This is a genomic window from Candidatus Walczuchella endosymbiont of Icerya purchasi (assembly GCF_964030875.1).
Taxonomy (GTDB): Bacteria; Bacteroidota; Bacteroidia; order Flavobacteriales; family Blattabacteriaceae; genus Walczuchella.
In genome coordinates, this window is the sequence record NZ_OZ034981.1 from 172,409 (window position 1) to 195,407 (window position 22,999).

Consider the following 22,999-nt stretch of genomic DNA (forward strand, 5'->3'; position numbering starts at 1 on the left):
AAGTCTTATGGAAGAGGTTCAAAAAATTCTTTCTCTTAGTCATAAAGAAATGGAAAAATCTCTAGAACATATTAAAAAATCTTTTTACAAGATCCGTACTGGAAAAGCTCATCCAAATCTGCTTGACACAATAAAAGTAGAATATTACGGAGTTATTACTGCATTAAATAAAATAGCCAACATTAGTATCATAGATTCTACAACTTTAAGTATTTATCCTTGGGAACGTAGTCTATTGTCTTCTATAGAGAGAGCTATAATTAATGCTAATATAGGATTTACCCCAATGAATAATGGAGAAGCTATTATTATTCATTTACCACCTATGACGGAAGAACGTAGAAAAGAATTAGTGAAAATAGCTAAGGAAGAAGCAGAATTAGGAAAAGTAAGTATTCGAAATGTCAGAAAAGAAACTAACCATCTTTTAAAGAAAAACAAAAATATTTCTGAAGATTTGTTAGAACTTTCTGAAGAGAAAGTGCAAAAAATTACCAATACTTATATTCATCAAATAGATGAACTTCTTGCTGTCAAAGCAAAAGAAATTATGACGATATAATCCTTTAATGAAAGTCTTTTCTATTAAAGAGTTACTGTCTGAAAGTACATCTCTTCTGACAAAAGAAGTTTTTGTCAATGGTTGGGTCAAATCTTTTAGAAGTAGACGTTTTATTGATTTGAATGATGGTTCGACTATAAAAGATTTACAAATAGTAATAGAAGGGTCAAAATTTTCTGAAGATTTTCTAAAAAAAATTACTATAGGCATTGCTTTACGAGTTTTTGGAACTATTGTAATAAGTTTAGGAAAAAAACAATCTATTGAAATTCTGGCTAAAGAAATTAAAATATATAGCGAAATATACCATAATGACTTCCGAGGAACTATTTTACAACCCAAACATCATAGCTTAGAAAAGCTTCGAGAACAAGCTCATCTTCGTTTTAGGACACGATTGTTTAGTGCTATTATGAGGATTAGACATCAATTGGCTTTTTCTATACATAATTTTTTTCATCAACATAATTTCTATTATATACATACTCCCATTATTACGACTTCGGACGCTGAAGGCGCTGGTCAAATGTTCAGAATTACTTCTTTTAAACTGGAAAATATTACGAATCATGTAGATGATTTCTTTGGGTGTTCTACATATCTGACCGTATCTGGACAACTTGCAGGAGAAACTGCTGCTATGGCTTTAGGAAAGATTTATACGTTCGGACCGACTTTTCGTGCAGAAAATTCCAATACTTCACGACATCTATCCGAATTTTGGATGGTAGAACCTGAAATGGCCTTCTATGAATTAGAAGACAATATGGATTTAGCCGAAACTCTTCTCAAGAGTCTCCTAAATGATGTTTTAAATAATTGCGTTGAAGATTTAGATTTTCTTAATTGGTATTTTATTAAAAAAAAATTTTACGGACAAAATATTGTCGAAATTTTATACTTTATAAAGCAACACTCTTTTGCTAGGGTTAGTTACAGCGAAGCTATTGAGATTTTATTATCTAGTAATAAGAAAGGTCAATTTAAATATTCACCCCAATGGGGAATGGATTTACAATCAGAACATGAACGATTTTTGGTCGAAAAATATTTTTGTGTTCCGGTTATTATATTTGATTATCCAGCAGACATTAAGGCTTTTTATATGCGAATAAATGATGATAGTAAGACCGTTAGAGCCATGGATGTACTCTTTCCTAGAATAGGAGAAATTATAGGAGGGTCTCAACGTGAAGAGAGATATGATATTTTATTAAATCGTCTTAAAGCATTTAATATCGATGAAAAAGTCCTTTGGTGGTATTTAGACACCCGTCGATTCGGTTCAGCTCCGCATAGTGGGTTCGGTTTAGGTTTGGAACGTCTTGTGCAATTTACTACAGGTATGAGCAATATTAGAGATGTCATTCCTTATCCTAGAACTCCTAAACATGCAGATTTTTAGAAAATGTTTAAACAAAACTTGCAGCAGAAAGTTCAACAAAAACTTTCGCCGAAACAGATTCAATTCATGAAACTTGTACAGCTTCCTGTTTTAGCTTTCGAAGAGAGACTTCACCAAGAAATTGAAGAAAATCCTGTATTAGAATCTTGTAGAAATGAAGAAGGTGAACATTCTGATGAATTCTCCTCTTTGGAAGAAGAGGAAGATGCTAAAATTATAGATGTCTCTGATGTAAATATTGATGCATATCTCAGTGATGATGATCTTCCAGATTATAGAACCCTAAGTTATTATGATAAAATTATCTCCTTTTCTACGGGAACTATGAATAGTTTTTATGACCATCTTAAACAGCAGTTACATGTTTTTAAATTGAGTGATAAAGATGTTATTATAGTAGATTTTATTTTAGGAAACTTGGATGAAGATGGTTATTTACGTAGAAAACCTGAGGATTTATCCGATGATATCACCTGGACAACAGGAATAAAAGTGGATAAAGAAAAAGTAAACAATTTACTTGGAAATTGCGTTAAAAAATTATATCCTTTAGGAATAGGTGCAAAAGATCTTAAGGAGTGTCTTTTAATTCAAATACAAAAGAAACCTTCAAGTCCATCAATTGATTTAGCAACAAATATTCTACTACTGGATTTTGAGTCTTTTTCTAAAAAACATTATGAAAAGTTGCAGGAACGTTATCATGTAACATATGAAATGCTTCGAAAAGCTCTTTCTCATATAGAACGTTTAGATCCAAAGCCTGGTAAAACATATGCGAACTTGCAGTATGCTACAACACATATAGTTCCTGATTTTTTACTTAATATTGTAAATGGTGAATTAGAAATTTCTTTAACTAAACCTAGTTCATTAGAACTTAGAATATCGCCTTCATATGTAGAGATGTTTCGTTCATATCAGCAAGGTCATAAGTCTTTTTATCATCCCGTCCGTTTTATTAAACAAAAACTTGATGCAGCAAAATGGTTTCTCGATGCGGTTAAACATAGAGAACAAACTTTGTTATTAACAATGAATGCTATTATTGATTATCAAAAGGAATATTTTCTGAGTGGGGACAAGAAAAAAATTCGTCCAATGGTATTGAAAGATATCGCTATCCACATAAACATGGATATTTCCACTATATCGCGAGTGGTAAATAGTAAATATCTTGAAACCCCTTATGGTCTCTTTCTTCTAAAATATTTTTTTTCTGACAAAATGATTAATCAAAAGGGAGAAGAAATTTCAACCATTGAGATAAGAAATATACTATACAATTTTATTACTCAAGAGAATAAAAAATTACCTTTTACCGATGAAAAATTAACTACTTTACTTAGAGAAAAAGGCTATCATATAGCTCGGAGGACTGTATCAAAATATAGAGAGCAGCTTAATATTCCTGTAGCACGATTGCGAAAATTTGTTTTATGTCACCATTGAATATGACTCCTTTATACTATGTGGACATTGAGTAGACCAACGTGTCCTAGATCATCTTATTACACATCTCCATTCCCTCAGGGAGAACTTACTGCAGCTGTAGATGCTTGTACCTTATAATTTATGATTGGCGTTATGAGCAATTTCTACAACGTACTAAGATAGAAAAATAAAATTTGAACTAATTTTGTACTAAAAAATTATTATATTTACAATTGTATTGCGGGGTGGAGCAGTTGGTAGCTCGTCGGGCTCATAATCCGAAGGTCACAGGTTCGAATCCTGTCCCCGCTACTATTGAAATCATTCGTACTCTTCCGTCAAACTGTGCCCAAAGCGGGAGTCGAACCCGCACAATATTTCTACTACTGGATTTTGAGTCCAGCGCGTCTACCCATTCCGCCATTTGGGCGTCCCCGTAAATATATATAATATATTGGGTTTTTTATCCATTCTCCGATACGGAAATTAACATAAGGATTAGTATTCTTACTGTTGTGAATTATAAAAAGAGTCTCTATGAAAAAGATGAGAGTTCGTTTTGCTCCAAGTCCGACAGGACCATTGCATTTAGGTAGTCTCAGGACAGCTCTTTACAATTATTTATTAGCAAAAAAACATCAAGGTGATTTTATTCTTAGAATAGAAGATACTGATCAGGATAGAATTGTTCCAGGATCTGAAGATTATATAATAGAAGCGTTGAATTGGTGTGGATTGACTCCTAATGAAAGTCCCTATAATTTTGGAAATTATGGCCCTTATCGTCAATCAGAACGTAAGCCACTATATGATGTTTATATTCGTCAACTTATCGATAAGGGACATGCTTATTATGCTTTTGACGCTCTAGAAAGAATAAATACTTTGAGGGAAAAAAGAAAAAATAAAGGAGAAGTCTTTTCTTATAATGAAAAAACTAGACTCCAAATGGATAATTCATTGTCTATGACTTCTCAAGAACTATCCCATAGGTTACAACAGGGACAACCGTATGTTATACGGTTCAAAACAAACACTATAAATGAATGTTTCATACTTCATGATGAAGTAAGAGGAAAACTTCAGATTAATACTAAGACCTTGGAGGATAAAATTCTAGTAAAATCTGATGGAATGCCTACCTATCATTTAGCCAATGTTATAGATGATCATCTGATGAAAATAACGCATGTAATTCGTGGAGAAGAATGGTTATCTTCATTACCTCTTCATATACTATTGTATAAAGCACTAGGTTGGGAAATCCCTTGTTTTGCGCATTTACCTCTCATTTTTAAACCTGAAGGAAAGGGCAAACTTAGTAAAAGAGATGGTGAACGTATAGGATTCCCAGTTTTCCCTTTATCTTGGAAAGATCGTTTAGGATGTAGAGAAAAGGGGTATTTTCCTGAAGCATTTATTAATATCATTGCCCTTTTGGGTTGGAATCCTGGCGGAGAACAAGAAATCTTTTCGTTATCTGAGTTAATCGATAAATTTTCTTTACAAAGAGTTAGTAAATCTGGAGCACGTTTTGATAAAGAAAAAGCTAAATGGATTAATCAACAATACTTACGTAAGAAACCTATTGAAGAACTTATTTCATTATTTCATAAAGAACTTGAAAAGCATCAAATTATTTCTACAGATGAATACCTTAGAAAAATTATTGAAGCTGTAAAAGAAAGAGCTAATTTTATTAGTGAAATATGGGACCATTCTTATTATTTTTTTGAATCTACGAATCAATATGATGTTAAGTCTATAAAAAAGGTAGAACCGATGAAGAATATTTTTCTTTTAAAGAAAATAACACAACCACTTTCAAAGTTGCATCATTTTGATGCATCTACACTTAAAAAAACTTTTGAAGATTTGATCCAAAAAAAACAATTGTGTTTTAGTAAAATGATGCTGCAGATGCGTTTAGCATTAGTAGGAACCCTACAAGGTACAGATATATTTTTTATCATGGAAATGATTGGAAAGGAAGAAACTCTAAAAAGAGTGTACCGTTTCATGTTTTTTTTAATACAATAGAAACATTATGTCCACATAACATACTGACGTTTATGTTATGGATCGGCTATAGCAGATGACCAGTCATAGATAATTAATATATCGAGTTGAAGTTCCGTGCGTTATTAGACCTCTATACCTCTGCAGTAAGGTATAGGTGCAGTTACCCTATTCTCCATATATATTTGCATTTCTGTATTTAGCGTGTTTGATCCGGCACCTTCTCCTAGAACAAATCCGTCTAGGAATTCTTTCTTGTAGAAAGAGCATTAAAACCACTTTTGGCCGCTTATGATCCACCAGTTAAAACTGACGATATCTCAATGAGTCCAGCAGTAGTATCAATAATCATTAAAGGATTTCCACTATCACGAACAGCTTCATCAGCACTTCTTATTCCGTAACAAGGATCAATCTTAGTTTTAGTGTTGTGAGTAATAGCCCTTATCTTGTAGCAAGATGTATATAATCTATAGCATTCTGTATGGTAAATATATTTTCTGCGTCCTCATCTTGTATTGAAATGTTAAATTCTTTTTCAAATTCCATAATAAGTTCTACATTGTCTAAAGAATCCGCACCGAGATCTTTAATAAAATTTGCATTAGGCTGGATTTCATTCTCATTTATAGCTAACTTGTCTATAATTATTTTTTTTACTTTTTCTTGAATCTCTTCTTTAAGCATATTGTTAAGGTTTGCTTACTACACTATTTTTTTTTCCCTGAAGTAATCCTCTTTTTATGGTCATAATTATATGAAGGAGCATGTACACTTGATATTTTGTTACTGCATTTTTTCTACCAAGTAAAAAACTTGTTGGATAGTTCATTAAAGGCAACTTCAGGATCTCCAACTAGTTGAATACTGAAATGGTATCTTTAATGTCTACTAATTAAAATTGTTCTGCTACGCGAAAACGTTGCACTTTGTTTATCAACTTCGCTTAGTTCATCCATACCTAATAATGTCTTGAAGTTATTTGGAATATTTTTTTAACTAGTTGTGCACAAGATTCTAAAGGATCTACTAAGTACTGTAGTCGCATAGAAAAATGGAACATATACAGCTTGTACTAACCATTTTTACACGAGGTATATACTGCCGCTTAAGGGAATCGGACGTTACCACTGTAACGATAATATAAAGACGTAAAGGGTCTAGCTACTGTAGGTTCATCAAACTGCCTTTTAAGAGCTTCTCTATCAACTTTGGAAAGACCTGTCGGTACGTAATAATTTCTCGAAGCAAATCATTACGTCTGCTCGCCAACTACAGCAAAGACCGATAAGCTTGTTGCTATATTAGTTACTGAATTATAACAGTTTTTCCTACCTTTTATAAAACTTGGGAGAAGATCGATTATAAAACTTGGGAGAAGATCGATGATTATCCTCTACGTTAATTTATAGGACCTCTTATTTGTACTTGATTATCTATTAAGAATATATTGACTTAAAAAGTCTCCTACTTCTTCTGTACCTAAGGATTTATGCTTACAAATATCTACAGTAGATTTTTTATTATGTATAGAATTCTCCACTGATTTTCTTATTTCTTGAGCTTCATTTGACAATTCTAAATAATCAAGCATCATCGCGGCTGAAAGCACACACCCTAAAGGATTAGCTATATTTTGGCCTTCAGCTTGGGGATAAGAACCGTGTACTGGTTCAAAAAGAGCATTTTTTCTACCAATAGAAGCTGAAGGTAATAACCCAATAGAACCAGTAATTACACTAGATTCATCAGATAAAATATCTCCGAACATATTTTCCGTTAAAATTATATCAAATCTAGAAGAATTCAGAATAATCTGCATACTAGCATTATCTACAAGAAGAAAATCCACTCTGACTTCAGGATAATCTATAGAGATTTTCTTAATAATTTCTCGCCAAAGTCGGGAGGTTTCTAACACATTTGCCTTATCTACTAAAGTAAGTTTTTTTTTTCGTAAAAGCGCTGCTTTAAAAGCGTCTCGTCCAATACGTTCTATTTCATCGTAAGAATAGCAGCAATAGTCATAAGCTTGTTTTCCATCAACAGAACGGCCTTTTTTACCAAAATAAATCCCACTTATGAGCTCACGATAGATGATGAAATCTGTTCCTTTTATATATTCCATTTTTAATGGAGAGGAATTCATTAATAAATCATAAGTAGTTATAGGACGTATATTACAATAAAGATCCATAACTTTCCTAATTTTTAGTAACCCTTGTTCAGGTCTAATTTTATGATCACTATCATAGTTAGTATTTCCAACAGTTCCCAATAATACGGCATCACTCTCCATACAAATTTCTAGTGTTTCTTTAGGCAGAGGATCTCCTGTCTTTTGAATAGCTATAGCGCCAATCAAAGCTTCTTGGTAAACGAAATTATGATTAAACTTCTTAGCTATAGCATTCAATACTTTTATTGATTGTCGCATAATTTCAGGTCCTATACCATCCCCGGATAATATTGCTATATTTTTTTTCATAATAAAAAAATCCTTAAGAAATAAACTCAGAATGCTTTTTCTCAAATGCCTTTATCTTATCTTTAAGACTAATTAGAAAATCTATATCGTCATATCCATTAAGAAAACAAATTTTTTTATAGGAATCTATATCAAAACTTTCAGATTTATTGGTGGTTCCTATTTTTAAAATCTGTTTTTCCAAATCTACACAGAGTAAGGTGTTCTTATTAATTTGCACTGCTTGGAATAGATCTGTTAAAAATTTGTCAGAAACTTCTATTGGCAATAACCCATTATTCAAAGTATTTTCTTTGAAAATATCCGCAAAGGAGCTAGAAATTACTACACGAAATCCGTAATCTAAAAGAGCCCATGCAGCATGTTCTCGGCTTGAGCCACAACCAAAATTTTTTCCAGTTAGCAATATTTCACCAGAATAAGAAGAATTATTAATAATAAAATTTTTTATGGGGATTCCATTATAAGTAAATCTCCAATCTCTAAATAAATTTTCACCAAAATGTTCTCTTGTAGTAGTTTTTAAAAAACGTGCTGGGATAATTTGATCGGTATCTATATTTTCTATTTCTAATGGGACAGCTTTTGAAATAAGGCGGGTGAATTTTTTCATCTGATCTAATTTAAAAGAGAATTTTCTTCTATATAACGATTTATGTTAACGATTTTTCCTTCTATAGCTGTTATAGCTGCTACTAAAGGACTAGCTAACAAAGTTCTTGACCCATGACCTTGTCTACCTTCAAAATTTCTGTTGGAAGTAGAAACACAATAAGACCCCGAAGGGATTTTATCTTCATTCAGACCTAAGCAAGCTGAACATCCAGATTCTCTTAATTCAAATCCAGCCTTTTTAAAGATAATATCTAATCCTTCTTCACGAAGTTTACGAATTATTTTTTGTGATCCTGGGACAATCATTGCTTGAACATTATGAGCTTTTTTCTTATTTTTTACTATTTTCGCTACTAAATAAAGATCTTCTAGGCGAGCATTAGTACAACTACCTATAAAAACATAATCAATAGTCTTCCCTATAAGAGATTCATTGTTTTTTAGTCCCATATACTCCAAAGATTTTTGGTCTGTATGTTTAGGAATTTTTTTACTTATTTTTATCGCCATTCCTGGATTGGTGCCATATGTTATCATGGGTTCTATATCGGAAGCATCGAAAGAATATTTTCTATCAAATAGAGCATCTTCATCCGTATAAAGATTTTTCCAATACTTTATTGCATTTTTGAAAGTGATCCCAGTAGGAGAAAATTTATGACCCTCTAAGTAAGAAAAAGTGGTTTTATCCGGAGCAACAATTCCGCCTTTGGCTCCCATTTCAATACTCATATTACAAATAGTCATACGACCTTCCATGCTCATTTGTCTAAATATACCTCCTGTATATTCTACAAAATGCCCAGTAGCTCCACCGGTTCCAAGTTTGGAAATAATGTATAGTATTACATCTTTGGGAGTCACACCTTTCTTAAGATTACCCTCGACATGGATACGCATTTGTTTCGGTTTTCTCTGTAGAATACATTGGCTAGCCATTACCATGGCTACTTGACTGGTCCCGATACCAAAAGCAATAGATCCGAAAGCACCGTGCGTCGAAGTATGGCTATCTCCGCAAACAATAGTCATTCCAGGGAACGTTAGACCCAGTTCAGGTCCGATTACATGAACTATTCCCTGATATTTATGTCCTAATCCAAAGAGTTTAAGATTATGTTTTTTACAATTACTAGATAAGGTTTCTATTTGATTTCTTGACAGTGGATCTAGAATAGGTAAATGTTGATCCTTAGTAGGCACGTTATGGTCAGCGGTAGCGATCATTTGACGTTTTCTGAATATTGGTAATCCTTTTTTTTCCAATTCTTCAAAAGCTTGTGGACTAGTCACTTCATGAATAAAATGTCGATCTATATAAAGTACTCCGTAACCTCCTGGAATATTCATTACAATATGAGATTCCCAAACTTTATCAAATAAACTTTTTGCCATCAGGTTAAAGATTTGTAATAAAATTCGCAGTCTTTAAAATAATTTTAAGATCTTCATTATGTACTTCTTTTTTTTTATCCGCATGTTCTAAGAAAATAGGATAAATAATATTTAAATCTTTTTTAGAGAAAGTATATCCCATTTTTTGAAATCTATAAGCTAAAGCAGCACGGCCACTACGAGCCGTTAAAACTATAGAAGATTCCTTAACACCTACCTCTTTCGGAGAAAGAATTTCATAAGTTTCACGTTTTTTTATCAATCCATCTTGATGAATTCCTGAAGAATGAGCAAAAGCATTGTCTCCTACTATAGCTTTATTAGCTTGAACATACATCCCAGTCCGTTCAGAAACTAGCCAACTAGTAGGACTAAGTAATTCAGATTTGATATTTGTATATAATCTTAATGAACGATGTTTTTTAACAATCAGAACAATTTCTTCTAGAGAAGTATTTCCAGCACGTTCTCCTAAACCATTTATGGTGCATTCTACTTGCTGAGCACCATGAATAATACCGGATAATGAATTAGCTGTAGCTAAACCTAAATCATTGTGACAATGGGTAGAAAGAACAGCTTTATGAATGCCTTTAACATTTTCTTTTAGATAAAGAATTTTTTTTCCATATTCTTCTGTCAGACAATAACCTGTGGTTTCTGGAATATTCAATACTGTGGCTCCGGCTTTTATCACTGACTCACATACACGAGCAAGAAACTCGTTATCTGTTCTACCAGCATCTTCCGCATAGAATTCGACATCTTCTACAAAACTTTTGGCATATTTCACTGCTGCTATGGCAGTTTCTATAATTTTTTCAGAAGTACTATTAAATTTATATCTTATATGAAATTCTGAGGTGCCTATACCTGTATGAATACGTTGTCTTTTAGCTGATTTAATAGATTCTGCTGCTACTTCAATATCTTTTTTTATTGCTCTTGATAGAGCACATACAATAGGTATGGAAACCGATTGACTGATTTCCTTAACTGATTTAAAATCTCCAGGACTTGAAATAGGAAATCCTGCTTCAATTACATCTACTCCTAATTGTTCAAGTTGTCGTGCAATTTCAATTTTTTCTATAACATTCAACTTGCATCCAGGTACTTGTTCTCCATCTCTTAATGTTGTATCGAAAATTTCGATTTTTTTATTCATAACAACTTTAAACTTATTATTAAAATAATAAAAGGAAACTACATGATAAAGTGACTAAATCCGAGGAATAATGGATATTTTTTTTAGATCGCACGTATTCATTACATAGACATGATTTTTTTCAATAAAAAATTAAAATTAATGAAAGACCTCATACAAGAACTATCCTGGAGAGGATTACTAAAAAATATAACTCCAGGACTTATAGAGAAATCAAAAAAACGACCGATAACTCTATACGTTGGATTTGATCCGACGGCGGATTCTTTACATATCGGGAATTTATTACCTATCTTACTTCTCATTCATTTTGAACGAGCAGGACATCATCCTATAGCTGTTTTAGGAGGAGCTACGGGAATGATTGGTGATCCATCTGGAAAATCTTCAGAACGTAAATTACTAGATAAGGATCTCATTGAACATAATATTCAATGTCTTAAAGAACAATTGTCTCGATTACTATACATTAAATCGAGTAAGATTCGCTTGCTCAACAATTATGATTGGATAAGTCCACTATCTTTTATAGAATTTGTCCGAGATGTAGGGAAACACTTTACTATAAACTATATGCTATCAAAAGATTCTATAAAAAAACGTTTTAACCCCGAATCACCAAAGAAGGGAATGTCTTTTACTGAATTCACTTATCAACTATTGCAAGGATATGATTTTTATCATCTTTATAAAAATGAAAACTGTCTATTACAAATAGGTGGTTCAGATCAATGGGGAAACATCGTTACTGGCATAGAACTTATTAGAAAAAAAACCTCGGGAACAGCATATGGTCTGACCTTCCCATTAGTTACTAAATCCGATGGGACAAAATTCGGGAAAAGCAAGGTGGAAGGAAATATTTGGTTAGATGCTAAACGGACTTCACCCTACATTTTTTTTCAATTTTGGATGAATATTTCAGATGACGAAGCAATACGTTTTATTAAAATGTATACTTTGTTACCTATTGAAGAAATAGATCAGCTTATTGAAGAGCATAAAAAAGCACCTAATAAACGAATTCTACAACAAATACTTGCTAAAGAGATCACTCAATGGATATATAGTACGGAATACTATAATAAATCGGTATATGCTTCAAAATTTTTATTCAATAATAATTTGATAGCCTCTTTAAAAGATTTAGATAAAAAAACATTTATTTCGATTTTTGAGGGCGTTCCCCGCGCTACTATCTTTATGGAAGATTTGCTAAAAGGTGTGTCTATCATAGAGGTACTTACAGAGAAAAGTGGTTTTTTTTCTTCAAAAGGAGAAGCACGTCGTTCTTTGAAAGAAAAATCGATTTCAGTTAATCATCAAAAAGTTGATGAAAATTTTACTTTAAGTAAAATCCATATAATAGCAGAACGTTATATACTTTTGAAAAAAGGAAAAAAGAAATATTTAATTCTAGAAGCAACGGAATCTTAAGAAAGAAAATAACCTAAACGTTTTAGTTTACTTTTATTTGAACGCCAATTTTTATTTATCTTTACATAAAGATGTAAAAAAATTCTTTTTTGAAAGAATCTTTCAAGACTTTTTCTTGAAATTATGCTTAATTTTTTTATAGCTTTTCCCTTGTTTCCTATTAAAATCTCTTTTTGGGAGTTTCTTTCCAAGTGAATAGAACAATACACTTTTAAAAGTGATTCTTTATCTTCGAAACTATCGATAGATACTTCAGATGAATAAGGAATCTCTTTTCTATATAAAAAGAATATCTTCTCACGAAGAATTTCACTAACAAAAAATCTTTCTGAACGGTCTGTAATATCATCTTTGGTATAGTAGGCTTTATGTTCAGGTAATAAATGGATAACCTTTTTTAGTAGTATCTGAATATTTTTTTTTTTTTTTGCTGATATTGGAAGTATTTCAGCTTTTGTAAAAATATTCCCCCAATAATAAATAGTATCCTTAAGGGTCTTTTTATCGATACAATCGATTTTATTAATCAACAATAACATAGGTATAGAATTATTTTTAATTATTTTTAAAATCTTTCTGTTTTTTTGCATTGTTTTCCTTCCCTCCACCATAAGAATAAGTATATCTGCATCTTCAATAGATTTTTTGACAAAACCCATCATTATATTTTGCATTGTATAAGAAGCTTCTAAAATACCAGGAGTATCATAAAAAATAATTTGATAATTATCATTATTTACAATTCCTATAATACGATGTCTAGTTGTCTGAACTTTAGGTGTAACAACAAAAAGACGTTCACCAACTAAAACGTTCATTAGTGTGGATTTTCCTACATTTGGATTACCAATGATGGTAACAAAGCCGGATTTGTGATTAACCATGTTAAGGTATAAAGAATTTTTCTACAAAAAAATCAATTATGATAAACATTCAAAGTACAAGTTTTATATCAAGCAGTACAAAAAAATCTAAATTACCAGAACCTAATTTACCAGAATATGCCTTTGCAGGACGTTCAAATGTCGGAAAATCGAGCTTGATTAATATGCTAACGAATAGAAAAAGACTTGCAAAAACATCATCATTTCCAGGAAAAACACGTTTAATTAATCATTTTTTAATCAATAATAAGTGGTATTTAGCAGATTTACCTGGTTATGGATATGCTGAGATATCTAAAAAGGAAAGAAAAAGAATACAAAAATTAATATACGATTATATAAGTTCTCGTGAAAATCTTTTCTGTTTATTTGTACTTATAGATAGTCGTTTACCGATACAGAAAAATGATCGAAACTTTTTTAAATATATTGGTGAAAAACAAATTCCATTTTGCTTAATTTTTACTAAAACAGATAAATTAAGTTTTAAAAAATGTGAAAGAAATATTTCACTATATAAGAAAACTTTATTAGAAGATTGGGAAGTAATACCCACTTTTTTTAAAAGTTCCTATAATTCAATAGAGGGAAAAATAAAAATTCTTAAATATATAGAAACTCTTAATGAACAATGGGAAACTCATATAGTAAACTCATAATAGCTAGATCATAAGATTTCAGACCAAACCCAAAGATAGAACCTTTACAAACAGCAGAAATTAAGGACCTATGACGAATTTCTTCACGGGAATAAACATTAGTAAGATGTACTTCTACTACAGGTATATGAATAGCACGAATAGCATCGGCTAATGCTAAAGAAGTATGGGTATAAGCACCAGCATTTAATACAATCCCTATAGAGATTGTACTTTTCTTATGTAAAAAATCAATAAGTGTTCCTTCATGATTACTTTGCATATAATCCAATTTACAATTGGATAGAAAATATTTGTTTTTAAGGACAGTAATATATTTTTCCATCGATTCATTACCGTAAAGTTTTGGTTCTCGTTGACCTAGAAGATTTAGATTAGGTCCATTTATTATGGTTATTTCCTTTAACATATATAATTTTTTCTTGGTAAGCCCACTAAACGATATTCTATCAAGATTGACTACGAACTATTCTGTTCCACCCTAGATGTAAAGTCAAGCTTACTATTTTTTTTGTAATTCCCCGTAGATAAGAAATTACATCTATTTTAGCTTCAATTTTTAATCTGATCCACAGCTTATTCATTCACCTGTGGTGGGACAATTATGACACCTAATAATAACAATTTCGTGTTAACTGATCAAGATAATAACGGACTTTATTTATCTTGAGACTAGTATACTTTTATTCAGGATAAAACTTGGTGAGTGGTATCTCCCAGAATCGAACTGGGGACACACGGATTTTCAGTCCGTTGCTCTACCAACTGAGCTAAGATACCCTCACAAATCTAAAAGAATATATAACCTTTATCAAGAGAGATCGAGAATCGTTGTGACCTAAGAGGGATTCGAACCCTCACCTTAGGAACCGGAATCCCACGTTCTATCCGATTTAAACTAAGAGGTCTTTCACTTTTTATTAAAAATATTCATTGTCTTTTGTAGTCCACTCATTACAAAAGAAATAATCGCCTTACCCGCTTCATCTATAGACTTCGATAGTACTAAAAACTCTTCATTTGTCCACTCACTTAAGACGTAATCTTTTTGTTTTCCTCTTGAAAATTTCCCCCCAATACCGATTCTAAAACGAGGATAATGAGAAGTAGTAAGTATCTCTTGTATATTTTTCAACCCTTTATGCCCTCCATAACCCCCCTTATCACGAATCCGGAATGTACCTAACTTAAGATGAAGATCATCTGTAATGATGAGAAGTTTCTCTATAATAATTTGTTCTTTTTCCATACAATATTTTACCGATATTCCGCTTAAATTCATAAAAGTATTAGGTTTTAGTAGTATAAATAGTTTTCCGATTAAAGAAAAATATAAAATATTTCCAAACCTACATGGCGAAAAATTTATACTATAGTTCTTAGCTAAGATATCTAGTACCATAAAACCAATGTTATGACGAGTATGTTGATAACTAAAACCTTTATTCCCTAAACCTACAATCAGATACTTTTCCATTTTAAAATGCTATAAGCTCGAATAGTAACGCCATTTTTTTATAACTTCATTCATTTCTTTGGGTAAAGAAACTTCAAAAGACATCTTTTTATTACTTATAGGATGAATAAAATTTAAAGATTGAGCATGCAAAAATTGACCATGTAAAAAAGAAAAACAATTCTTTACAAATTGTTGATATTCTTTAGAAAATGTTCCTTTTAAAATTTTATTTCCTCCATATTGAATATCATTAAACAAAGGATGACCAATATACTTAAAATGTGCTCGTATTTGATGAGTACGTCCAGTTTCTAAACGACATTTTAACAAAGTAACATAACTGAATTGTTCACTAATTTTGTAATAAGTAACGGCAGGCTTTCCAAAAGAACCATCAGGAAATACTTTCATTATAGTTCTATTACGTAGACTTCTACCTATATTTCCACTAATATTTCCTGATTTTCCTATATTTCCCCAAACTAAAGCAAGATAATATCGTTGTGTGTTTTTACAAAAAAATTGTCTAGACAAATGTTGAAAATTATAATTATCTTTAGCTACTACTATAAGACCACTAGTATCCTTATCAATTCTATGAACTATCCCCAGACGTTGACAGGGATCTTGTTTTTTTAAATAATATTTAAGAGCGTTTAAAAGCGTCCCATCATCATTTCCATTTCCAGGATACATTGCCATAGCTGTTGGCTTATTAATTACTAATAAATATTCATCTTCATATACAATATTTAAAGGAATGTTTTCTGCAATAACGTTAAAAACTGGATCTTTCATTATAAAACTGACATAATCCTTAAATTTTACTATATAATTTTGTTTTACAGGGATATCATTTACTAAAATCTTTCCTGTTTTTATCGCATTTTTTATTTTACTCCTAGTAGGATGTTGTATCATATTAACTAAAAATTGATCAATTCTAATGGTATTTTGTTTTATATACACTTTTAAATAAAAGCGTTTATAACAGAAATTTTTATTATAAAATGTCTCGCATTTACACATCTGAAGATTTTTATTAAAATTTTATTCTTAGTTGTTTTATCCTTGGAATCTTGCTAGGGAAGCTAAATTATTTAAAATTCGCGTCGACAGATTTTTTATCCGTGGTTTTCTAAATTGTATCTACTGTTTATGGATTCTGTAAAAATTAATCAAGAACAAATAACCCGTCCATTCCTATCAAAACCTGCTTGGCAGCGGTTAATTGTCATGCTTAGTGGAGTAATATTCAATGTTCTTTTATCTATATTTTAAGATTCCATTATGGTGAATATTAAATATGGTAGATACTGTAGAACGTAACATATTACATCTCCAACCCAATTACGGATATTTCCTAGACTACCAGCTAGAGTAAAAAATGTTAATCACCAGCTGAAAAAATTTGTGTAAAAAAAGGAGATCAAATTAATTTACACCATACACCATGTATGATTTATTGATCATGTTCTTGAAATTCTTAATAAGTATGATACAATTAGACTGTTTATAAACAGGAATGGAGAACGTTATGAGATGAATATCAAAATATTACGGTCTTTTATCAGGTACTAAAAAAACCTGGGAAAGCTTAACTACACAAATAAATATATTAAAACCCAAGCTTATAAAAAAGTGGGTAGTATTCTATCTAAATCTTTTTGGATCATTACTGCTACTTTTTCTATATGGATAGCCAATGTATTACCTATCCCTTCTCTTGATGGAGGTTATGTCTTTTTTATAGAAATGATCATGGGGAGATATATAAGTGAGAAATTTGTAGAAAAATCCACTATCGTTGGTATTATATTTCTATCCTTATTGATGATTAATTTTGGATATATTAAAGAGGAACGTCCGTCGATCTTATTTTTTTGTTACTTTTATAATCTTTATAGGGCAAGCTTTTGAGGCTTTCTTACTATTTTCATAGTCATGATCATTAGGTGTTTTTAGGGTAAAAAACCCATTTTTTTCCACAGAATGCAATAATACTGATTTACCATCTTTTTTGGACATACTAAAATGAATTGGGGAGAGTTCAGTACAATAATTACACCCAATGCATTTATTTCTTTGTAAGGTAATGATTAACATCGTTCTTTACTAGTTTATAAATTTTATCGGAATTCCTTATCCTGAAGTTTATAGGAATCGTGCATATTTGTCCCTTGTAGGCACATTTCGTATAAAGATTCTCTACCTTAAGAGAATTCACCTGTATTTCCTTAACTCCTGTAGTAGGTCCAATTATCAAAATTTGATCACCTAGATGGATAGCATGAGCTTCTATGATAAATTCTCCAATGGAGGATTTCGTATAATAATGTCTTCCCTTACCTAAATAGACTTTTTTCTGTATAGCTACAGAACCGCTTACTTCAGACCATCCTCCTAATTTTTTCCCTAGATAATAACCACTCCAAAAACCACGATTATATACTGAATTTAGACGTTCCCTCCATTTATACGTATTTTGTACTTCAAAATGATCATTGGCGATAGCATCAATCGCTTCACGATAACAGGCTGTAGTGACTGCTACATATTCCGGAGAACGACCTCTACCTTCGATCTTAAGAATTTTAACTCCTGAAGAAATTATTTTATCTAGAAAATCAATAGTGCAAAGATCCTTAGGAGACATCATGTATTCATTATTTATCGATATGTCAAAACCATTTTCTTGATCAATTACTGTATATTTTTTCCGACAATTTTGTTTACAAGCTCCTCTATTTGCCGAAGAATTTTTAGAATGAAGACTCAGATAACACTTTCCAGAAATCGCCATACATTGAGCTCCATGACAAAAAATTTCAATCTCTACTAACCGGCCAGACGGACCCATAATTTCTTCGAGTTGAATTTGTTTACTTATTTTTTGTATTTGCTTTAGACTAAGTTCTCTACTCAATACCATAACATCAGCAAAAAATGAATAAAATTTCACCGTTTCTATATTCGTTATGTTCAATTGAGTGGAAATATGTACTTCCATTCCTATTTGTCGAGCATAATTAATTATTGCTTGATCCATAACAATTAACGCATCTATACCTATTTTTTTTGCAGTATTAGATACTTTTTTGATAACCGAAAGGTCATGATCATAAATAATAGTATTCATAGCAAGGTACGTACGTACACCTTTCTCTTTACAGAGATTTACAACTTCAGCAAGTTCTTCTATTGTAAAATTTTTCGTAGAAACAGCTCTCATATTGAATTGTTCTACCCCAAAATATACTGAGTCTGCACCATGATCTATAGCTGCTTGTAAGGATGCCCAATCTCCGGCTGGAGACATCAGCTCTATTCTCCCATCTTTTACCATTAAATTCTGTAAATTTTTATTAGTTATACAATAAAAAAAAAATGTATTTGGAAAATATAATTGGACAAGAAGAAGCAAAATTTTTTTTAAAAAAGATGTATAAAAGTCGATGTATTTCACCTACACTATTTTTTTTAGGACCTGCAGGCTATGGAGGTTTACCTTTATCCATAGCTTATGCACGGAAACTGTTATTCAATGAAAAAGATCCATACAATCATTTAAAATTGGATACATTGCAACATCCAGATCTGCATTTTATATTTCCTACTGCTCAAAATGTTATAAGTTCAGATTTTTTTTATAAATGGAGAGAATTCATTAAAAATAATTCCTATGGAAATCTTTTTCAATGGTTAGAGTATATAAAGATTGGAAACAAAACAGGAAAAATTGGTATAGAAGAAACGCAAAAAATTATTAAAAAACTTCAAATGAAAAGCTATGAAGGAGGATATAAGGTACTAATTATGTGGATGCCTGAGCGTCTTAATGTTGTAGCAGCTAACAACCTGTTGAAAATTTTAGAATCCCCACCAGAGAAAACCATTATGCTATTCGTTGGTGAAGAGGAAAGAGGATTATTGCCTACCGTTCTCTCTAGGTTGCTACTTATTCGTCTAAAACCAATTCCTGTAAAGGAGATACAAAAGATTTTGCAACAAAAATATAATTTAATTGAAAAAAAAGCTATTGTAATAGCTCAATGTACTGAAGGTGATTTCGGAAGAACCCAGCAACTTATACAGTGTACTGAAGAGAACGATTTTGGGGAAGTGTTTATACAATGGATCCGAAATATATTTATTTTTATAAAAAAAACTAAAGCTTTAAAAACTCTTATAGAATGGTCTGAAGTATTGCATAATTGGGGAAAAGAACGACATATCCAATTTTTGGATTATTGTTTATATATTTTCCGTCTAGCACTTTTGACCCATTATAACGTTAAAAAATTTAATCCATTACAATGGAAAAAAGTTGATTGGGAGTCTTTTTCGACCTATATTCAGTGGGAAAATATGAAAGGGATTCTGAAAGAGATCAACAAAGCTAGTAGAGAAATTTGTCAAAATGCCCATGCTAATTTAGTTTTTCTCGACTTATCAATTAAAATTGCAAAATATTTACAATCGTAATGTAAAAAATATGGAATATCCTTTTAGAGAGATCGAAAAAAGATGGCAAAAGCGTTGGGAGTTAGATAAAATTTTTAAAGCGGATAATCATTCTAAGAAACCTAAATATTATGTGTTAGACATGTTTCCCTATCCTTCAGGAGCTGGATTACACGTCGGTCATCCTCTTGGGTATATTGCTTCTGATATTTATACAAGATATAAACGTTCTGAAAATTATAATGTACTTCATACAATTGGATTTGATGCGTTTGGACTTCCTTCTGAACAATATGCTATACTAACCGGACAACATCCCTCTCTTACTACCAAAGTAAATATCCAAAGATATAAGAAACAACTGAAACGATTAGGTCTTTCTTTCGATTGGAGTAGAGAAGTATGTACTAGCGATCCTGATTATTATCGATGGACTCAATGGATATTTCTACAGCTTTTCTATTCTTGGTATGACATCTCTCTAAAAATAGCACGGCCTCTCAATGAGTTGATTTCAATTTTTGAAAAAGAAGGAAATCTTGTAATAAGATCTACAGAAGAAAACATAAAAAAATTTCCGGCTAATGAATGGAACTCATTTACCCTCGAGAGGAAAGAAGAAATACTTCAAAAGTATAGATTAGCCTTTCGTTCGGAAACTACAGTCAATTGGTGCCCGAATCTAGGTACTGTACTAGCTAATGATGAAGTCATAGAAGGAAAAAGCGAACGAGGTGGTTATCCAGTATATCAAAAAAAAACTATTCAATGGAGCATTAGGATTACTTCTTATGCTGATCGTCTTTTACAAGGATTAGAAAATATAGACTGGCCAGAATCAATTAAAGAAGCACAAAAACAATGGATTGGGAAATCCTTTGGATTGAATCTGGTTTTTTTTGTAATAGATAATCCAGGAATATATATAGAGATTTTTACTCCAAGACCATATACAATTTTTGGAGTTAGTTTCATAGTATTAGCACCGGAGCATGAATTATGGGAAAAAATTACTATTAAAAAACAACTAAATGAAGTAAAAACCTATGTAGATGAGAGCAAAAACCGCAATGACCGGGAAAGGTTAACCCACGCTAAAAATACATATGGAGTATTTACAGGGGCTTATGTAGCACATCCATTCACAAATGAACGTATCCCAGTGTATATCAGTGATTATGTATTAAATAGTTATGGTACAGGAGCGATTATGGCGGTTCCTGCTCACAACACCCGTGATCATATGTTTGCCAAAAAATATGGATTAAAAATTATAGAAGTAATCAGCGGCGGTAAAGATGTATATCAAAAAGGAGAATGCATCCACTCATATTTTCTTAACGGACTTAGCGCAGAAGAAGCACTTAAAAAGTCTATTGAAAAAATAGAAGAAAAGGGTTTGGGATATAGAACGGTAAATTATCGTTTACGAAATGCAGTTTTCTCTAGACAACGTTATTGGGGTGAACCTATTCCAATCTATTATAAAAAAGGGGTTCCTTTCGGGATCCCTGAAAAAAAACTCCCACTTTTATTACCAATAGTGGATAAATATCTTCCGACTCAAGAAGGTAATCCTCCATTGGGAAGAGCCACACATTGGGCTTGGGATGAAAAAAAACAAAAAATAGTCTCCAATAAACTTATAGACGAAAAAACGATCTTTCCTTTAGACACTAGTACTATGCCTGGATGGGCTGGTTCTAGTTGGTATTTTTTGCGTTATATGAATACTGATAATGATAACTCCCCAATAGATACTACTTCTTCAAGTTATTGGAAAAACGTAGACTTATATATTGGAGGGAAAGAACATTCTACAGGACATCTTATCTATTCCAGATTATGGCAGAAATTTTTGAAAGATTTTGGTTGGGTGAGTACCGAGGAACCATTCAAAAAACTACTTAACCAAGGAATGGTATTAGAACAATCAGCTCTTATAACAAGAATAGAAGGAACACAACGTTTTATATCATCTGGATTAATAAGAAATCAAGAGAAAACACAACAATTTTATGTTGATATTCATCTGTTAAAAAACGGAGATGAACTCGATATTGAAAAATTCAAAAAGTATCATCACGAATTTTCTAAAGCTGAATTTTCCATAGAAAGTGGTAAATTCTTTTGCGAAAGAAAAATAGAAAAAATGTCGAAATCAAAGTTTAATGTTATAAATCCAGATGAGATTTGCGAAAAGTATGGAGCCGATACCTTGCGAATACATGAGATGTTTTTAGGACCTATAAATCAGACGAAACTTTGGAATACTAGAGGGATTAAAGGAGCACATCAGTTTTTAAAGAAATTTTGGAGATTATTTCATTCCAGAGAAAGTTTTTATGTTGAGGAATCGTCTCCCTCTATTAAAGAATTAAAAATATTACATTGCACCATAAAGAAAATAAGAGAAGATATACCTAATTTTTCATTCAATACTTCGATAAGTGCTTTGATGATTGCTACAAATAAATTGAGTGAAATTCAATGTAAAAGGAAAAAAATTTTGGAACCTCTAGTTATTTTACTAGCTCCCTTTGCGCCACATATATCTGAAGAACTTTGGCATCGTTTAAACCATAAAGATTTTATATGCTTTGTTCCTATGCCCAAGTACGATAAACAATATATTACAGATTCTATAATAGAATATCCGATTACGTTCAATGGTAAACTGCGTTTTAAAATGAATTTTCCTATTGGAACTCCTAACACCTTTATTAAAAAAGAGGTTATGAGACATCCAGAAACTAAAAAATATTTACAGGGAAAAAAAATAAAGAATACGATTATTATCCATCAGAAAATAATTAATATTGTAGTCTAAGAGATAGAGAAGTAATGAAAAAGACTGAAAGTGTCGAAAGTAGCAGCGACTAACTACCTTGAAGTAGATCATAGACTACTTGATGTAGTAAAAGCTTGCTATTCTGTATATAGAAGACATTTGACGGGAAAACTTGGAAAAGAAATAAAGGTAATCGAATCCGATCAGGGTAGCATCATA

The 22,999-nt window shown here is 31.6% G+C and carries 20 protein-coding genes and 4 tRNA genes; 10 read left to right on the forward strand and 14 right to left on the reverse strand.

Annotated features, from left to right (window positions below):
- The first annotated feature begins 7 nt into the window (after positions 1 to 7).
- The 4 genes from frr to AAHJ01_RS00875 all read left to right on the forward strand — a co-directional run bounded on the left by frr (position 8) and on the right by AAHJ01_RS00875 (position 3,713).
- Entirely contained in the window at positions 8 to 562 is a 555-nt protein-coding gene (frr, locus tag AAHJ01_RS00860) for a ribosome recycling factor (protein ID WP_342226745.1), read from the forward strand.
- A gap of 7 nt (positions 563 to 569) precedes the next feature.
- The gene (gene asnS / locus AAHJ01_RS00865; protein ID WP_342226746.1) at positions 570 to 1,967 is read left to right on the forward strand and encodes an asparagine--tRNA ligase; all 1,398 of its coding nucleotides are present in this window, start codon (positions 570 to 572) and stop codon (positions 1,965 to 1,967) included.
- Between the two features lie 3 nt (positions 1,968 to 1,970).
- Positions 1,971 to 3,419: an RNA polymerase factor sigma-54 gene (gene rpoN, locus AAHJ01_RS00870; RefSeq protein ID WP_342226747.1), complete on the forward strand. Its 1,449-nt coding sequence runs from the start codon at positions 1,971 to 1,973 to the stop codon at positions 3,417 to 3,419.
- Between the two features lie 221 nt (positions 3,420 to 3,640).
- A tRNA-Met gene (locus AAHJ01_RS00875) sits at positions 3,641 to 3,713 on the forward strand.
- A 34-nt stretch (positions 3,714 to 3,747) separates the two neighbouring features.
- Here the strand turns inward: AAHJ01_RS00875 and AAHJ01_RS00880 are convergent.
- Positions 3,748 to 3,831: transfer RNA gene (locus AAHJ01_RS00880), tRNA-Leu, on the reverse strand.
- A gap of 107 nt (positions 3,832 to 3,938) precedes the next feature.
- On the opposite strand from AAHJ01_RS00880, the gene gltX reads away from it, so the two are divergent.
- Complete coding sequence (gene gltX / locus AAHJ01_RS00885; RefSeq protein ID WP_342226748.1) at positions 3,939 to 5,441, forward strand: glutamate--tRNA ligase; 1,503 nt, start codon at positions 3,939 to 3,941, stop codon at positions 5,439 to 5,441.
- A 423-nt stretch (positions 5,442 to 5,864) separates the two neighbouring features.
- Here the strand turns inward: gltX and AAHJ01_RS00890 are convergent, their stop codons facing one another.
- From AAHJ01_RS00890 to AAHJ01_RS00910, 5 genes are all read right to left on the reverse strand, one after another.
- A complete protein-coding gene (locus tag AAHJ01_RS00890; RefSeq protein ID WP_342226749.1) occupies positions 5,865 to 6,107 on the reverse strand; it encodes an acyl carrier protein in 243 nt (80 codons plus the stop codon).
- 745 nt (positions 6,108 to 6,852) lie between these two features.
- Complete coding sequence (leuB, locus tag AAHJ01_RS00895) at positions 6,853 to 7,908, reverse strand: 3-isopropylmalate dehydrogenase (protein WP_342226750.1); 1,056 nt, start codon at positions 7,906 to 7,908, stop codon at positions 6,853 to 6,855.
- 13 nt (positions 7,909 to 7,921) lie between these two features.
- Complete coding sequence (leuD, locus tag AAHJ01_RS00900; RefSeq protein WP_342226751.1) at positions 7,922 to 8,521, reverse strand: 3-isopropylmalate dehydratase small subunit; 600 nt, start codon at positions 8,519 to 8,521, stop codon at positions 7,922 to 7,924.
- A gap of 5 nt (positions 8,522 to 8,526) precedes the next feature.
- The gene (gene leuC, locus AAHJ01_RS00905) at positions 8,527 to 9,918 is read right to left on the reverse strand and encodes a 3-isopropylmalate dehydratase large subunit (protein WP_342226752.1); all 1,392 of its coding nucleotides are present in this window, start codon (positions 9,916 to 9,918) and stop codon (positions 8,527 to 8,529) included.
- Between the two features lie 4 nt (positions 9,919 to 9,922).
- A complete protein-coding gene (locus AAHJ01_RS00910) occupies positions 9,923 to 11,086 on the reverse strand; it encodes a 2-isopropylmalate synthase (RefSeq protein WP_342226753.1) in 1,164 nt (387 codons plus the stop codon).
- Between the two features lie 141 nt (positions 11,087 to 11,227).
- On the opposite strand from AAHJ01_RS00910, the gene tyrS reads away from it, so the two are divergent.
- Positions 11,228 to 12,523 (forward strand): tyrosine--tRNA ligase, encoded by a 1,296-nt coding sequence (gene tyrS / locus AAHJ01_RS00915; RefSeq protein WP_342226754.1) that lies wholly within the window; start codon positions 11,228 to 11,230, stop codon positions 12,521 to 12,523.
- Here tyrS and era read toward each other — a convergent pair.
- Positions 12,520 to 13,341 (reverse strand): GTPase Era, encoded by an 822-nt coding sequence (gene era / locus AAHJ01_RS00920; RefSeq protein ID WP_342226755.1) that lies wholly within the window; start codon positions 13,339 to 13,341, stop codon positions 12,520 to 12,522. The two genes, tyrS and era, sit on opposite strands and share 4 nt — an antisense overlap.
- A 104-nt stretch (positions 13,342 to 13,445) precedes the next feature.
- Here era and yihA point away from each other — a divergent pair, with 104 nt between their 5' ends.
- The gene (yihA, locus tag AAHJ01_RS00925; protein ID WP_342226756.1) at positions 13,446 to 14,066 is read left to right on the forward strand and encodes a ribosome biogenesis GTP-binding protein YihA/YsxC; all 621 of its coding nucleotides are present in this window, start codon (positions 13,446 to 13,448) and stop codon (positions 14,064 to 14,066) included.
- Here the strand turns inward: yihA and aroQ are convergent.
- From aroQ to AAHJ01_RS00950, 5 genes are all read right to left on the reverse strand, one after another.
- A complete protein-coding gene (gene aroQ, locus AAHJ01_RS00930; protein ID WP_342226757.1) occupies positions 14,029 to 14,475 on the reverse strand; it encodes a type II 3-dehydroquinate dehydratase in 447 nt (148 codons plus the stop codon). The two genes, yihA and aroQ, sit on opposite strands and share 38 nt — an antisense overlap.
- A 298-nt stretch (positions 14,476 to 14,773) precedes the next feature.
- Positions 14,774 to 14,846, reverse strand: a tRNA-Phe gene (locus AAHJ01_RS00935).
- Positions 14,847 to 14,901: 55 nt separating this feature from the next.
- Positions 14,902 to 14,976, reverse strand: a tRNA-Arg gene (locus tag AAHJ01_RS00940).
- Positions 14,977 to 15,543, reverse strand: a complete 567-nt coding sequence (gene pth, locus AAHJ01_RS00945; RefSeq protein WP_342226758.1) for an aminoacyl-tRNA hydrolase — start codon at positions 15,541 to 15,543, stop codon at positions 14,977 to 14,979. It lies immediately after the preceding tRNA gene.
- A 9-nt stretch (positions 15,544 to 15,552) separates the two neighbouring features.
- Positions 15,553 to 16,494, reverse strand: coding sequence for an RluA family pseudouridine synthase (locus AAHJ01_RS00950; RefSeq protein WP_342226759.1), 942 nt, complete (start codon positions 16,492 to 16,494; stop codon positions 15,553 to 15,555).
- A gap of 672 nt (positions 16,495 to 17,166) precedes the next feature.
- Between AAHJ01_RS00950 and AAHJ01_RS01545 the strand changes: the two genes are divergently transcribed.
- Positions 17,167 to 17,445: a site-2 protease family protein gene (locus tag AAHJ01_RS01545; protein ID WP_425286275.1), complete on the forward strand. Its 279-nt coding sequence runs from the start codon at positions 17,167 to 17,169 to the stop codon at positions 17,443 to 17,445.
- Here AAHJ01_RS01545 and AAHJ01_RS00955 read toward each other — a convergent pair.
- Entirely contained in the window at positions 17,401 to 17,631 is a 231-nt protein-coding gene (locus AAHJ01_RS00955) for a ferredoxin (RefSeq protein WP_342226760.1), read from the reverse strand. The two genes, AAHJ01_RS01545 and AAHJ01_RS00955, sit on opposite strands and share 45 nt — an antisense overlap.
- On the reverse strand, positions 17,603 to 18,871 hold the full coding sequence (locus AAHJ01_RS00960) for a peptidase U32 family protein (protein WP_342226761.1): 1,269 nt from the start codon (positions 18,869 to 18,871) through the stop codon (positions 17,603 to 17,605). Before AAHJ01_RS00960 ends, AAHJ01_RS00955 begins: the two co-directional genes overlap by 29 nt.
- Before the next feature lie 47 nt (positions 18,872 to 18,918).
- Between AAHJ01_RS00960 and AAHJ01_RS00965 the strand changes: the two genes are divergently transcribed.
- Positions 18,919 to 20,010 (forward strand): DNA polymerase III subunit delta', encoded by a 1,092-nt coding sequence (locus AAHJ01_RS00965; protein WP_342226762.1) that lies wholly within the window; start codon positions 18,919 to 18,921, stop codon positions 20,008 to 20,010.
- A 10-nt stretch (positions 20,011 to 20,020) separates the two neighbouring features.
- On the forward strand, positions 20,021 to 22,819 hold the full coding sequence (leuS, locus tag AAHJ01_RS00970; RefSeq protein WP_342226763.1) for a leucine--tRNA ligase: 2,799 nt from the start codon (positions 20,021 to 20,023) through the stop codon (positions 22,817 to 22,819).
- Positions 22,820 to 22,999 lie beyond the last annotated feature (180 nt).

Coding starts and splice junctions, on each gene's coding strand:
- leuS (WP_342226763.1), top strand. CDS start 20,021: ATGGAATATCCTTTTAGAGAGATCGAAAAAAGATGGCAAAAGCGTTGG.
- AAHJ01_RS00960 (WP_342226761.1), bottom strand. CDS start 18,871: ATGGTAAAAGATGGGAGAATAGAGCTGATGTCTCCAGCCGGAGATTGG.
- rpoN (WP_342226747.1), top strand. CDS start 1,971: ATGTTTAAACAAAACTTGCAGCAGAAAGTTCAACAAAAACTTTCGCCG.
- leuB (WP_342226750.1), bottom strand. CDS start 7,908: ATGAAAAAAAATATAGCAATATTATCCGGGGATGGTATAGGACCTGAA.
- leuD (WP_342226751.1), bottom strand. CDS start 8,521: ATGAAAAAATTCACCCGCCTTATTTCAAAAGCTGTCCCATTAGAAATA.
- era (WP_342226755.1), bottom strand. CDS start 13,341: ATGAACGTTTTAGTTGGTGAACGTCTTTTTGTTGTTACACCTAAAGTT.
- yihA (WP_342226756.1), top strand. CDS start 13,446: ATGATAAACATTCAAAGTACAAGTTTTATATCAAGCAGTACAAAAAAA.
- AAHJ01_RS00890 (WP_342226749.1), bottom strand. CDS start 6,107: ATGCTTAAAGAAGAGATTCAAGAAAAAGTAAAAAAAATAATTATAGAC.
- aroQ (WP_342226757.1), bottom strand. CDS start 14,475: ATGTTAAAGGAAATAACCATAATAAATGGACCTAATCTAAATCTTCTA.
- AAHJ01_RS00910 (WP_342226753.1), bottom strand. CDS start 11,086: ATGAATAAAAAAATCGAAATTTTCGATACAACATTAAGAGATGGAGAA.
- AAHJ01_RS00955 (WP_342226760.1), bottom strand. CDS start 17,631: ATGTTAATCATTACCTTACAAAGAAATAAATGCATTGGGTGTAATTAT.
- gltX (WP_342226748.1), top strand. CDS start 3,939: ATGAAAAAGATGAGAGTTCGTTTTGCTCCAAGTCCGACAGGACCATTG.
- tyrS (WP_342226754.1), top strand. CDS start 11,228: ATGAAAGACCTCATACAAGAACTATCCTGGAGAGGATTACTAAAAAAT.
- pth (WP_342226758.1), bottom strand. CDS start 15,543: ATGGAAAAGTATCTGATTGTAGGTTTAGGGAATAAAGGTTTTAGTTAT.
- asnS (WP_342226746.1), top strand. CDS start 570: ATGAAAGTCTTTTCTATTAAAGAGTTACTGTCTGAAAGTACATCTCTT.
- frr (WP_342226745.1), top strand. CDS start 8: ATGGAAGAGGTTCAAAAAATTCTTTCTCTTAGTCATAAAGAAATGGAA.
- leuC (WP_342226752.1), bottom strand. CDS start 9,918: ATGGCAAAAAGTTTATTTGATAAAGTTTGGGAATCTCATATTGTAATG.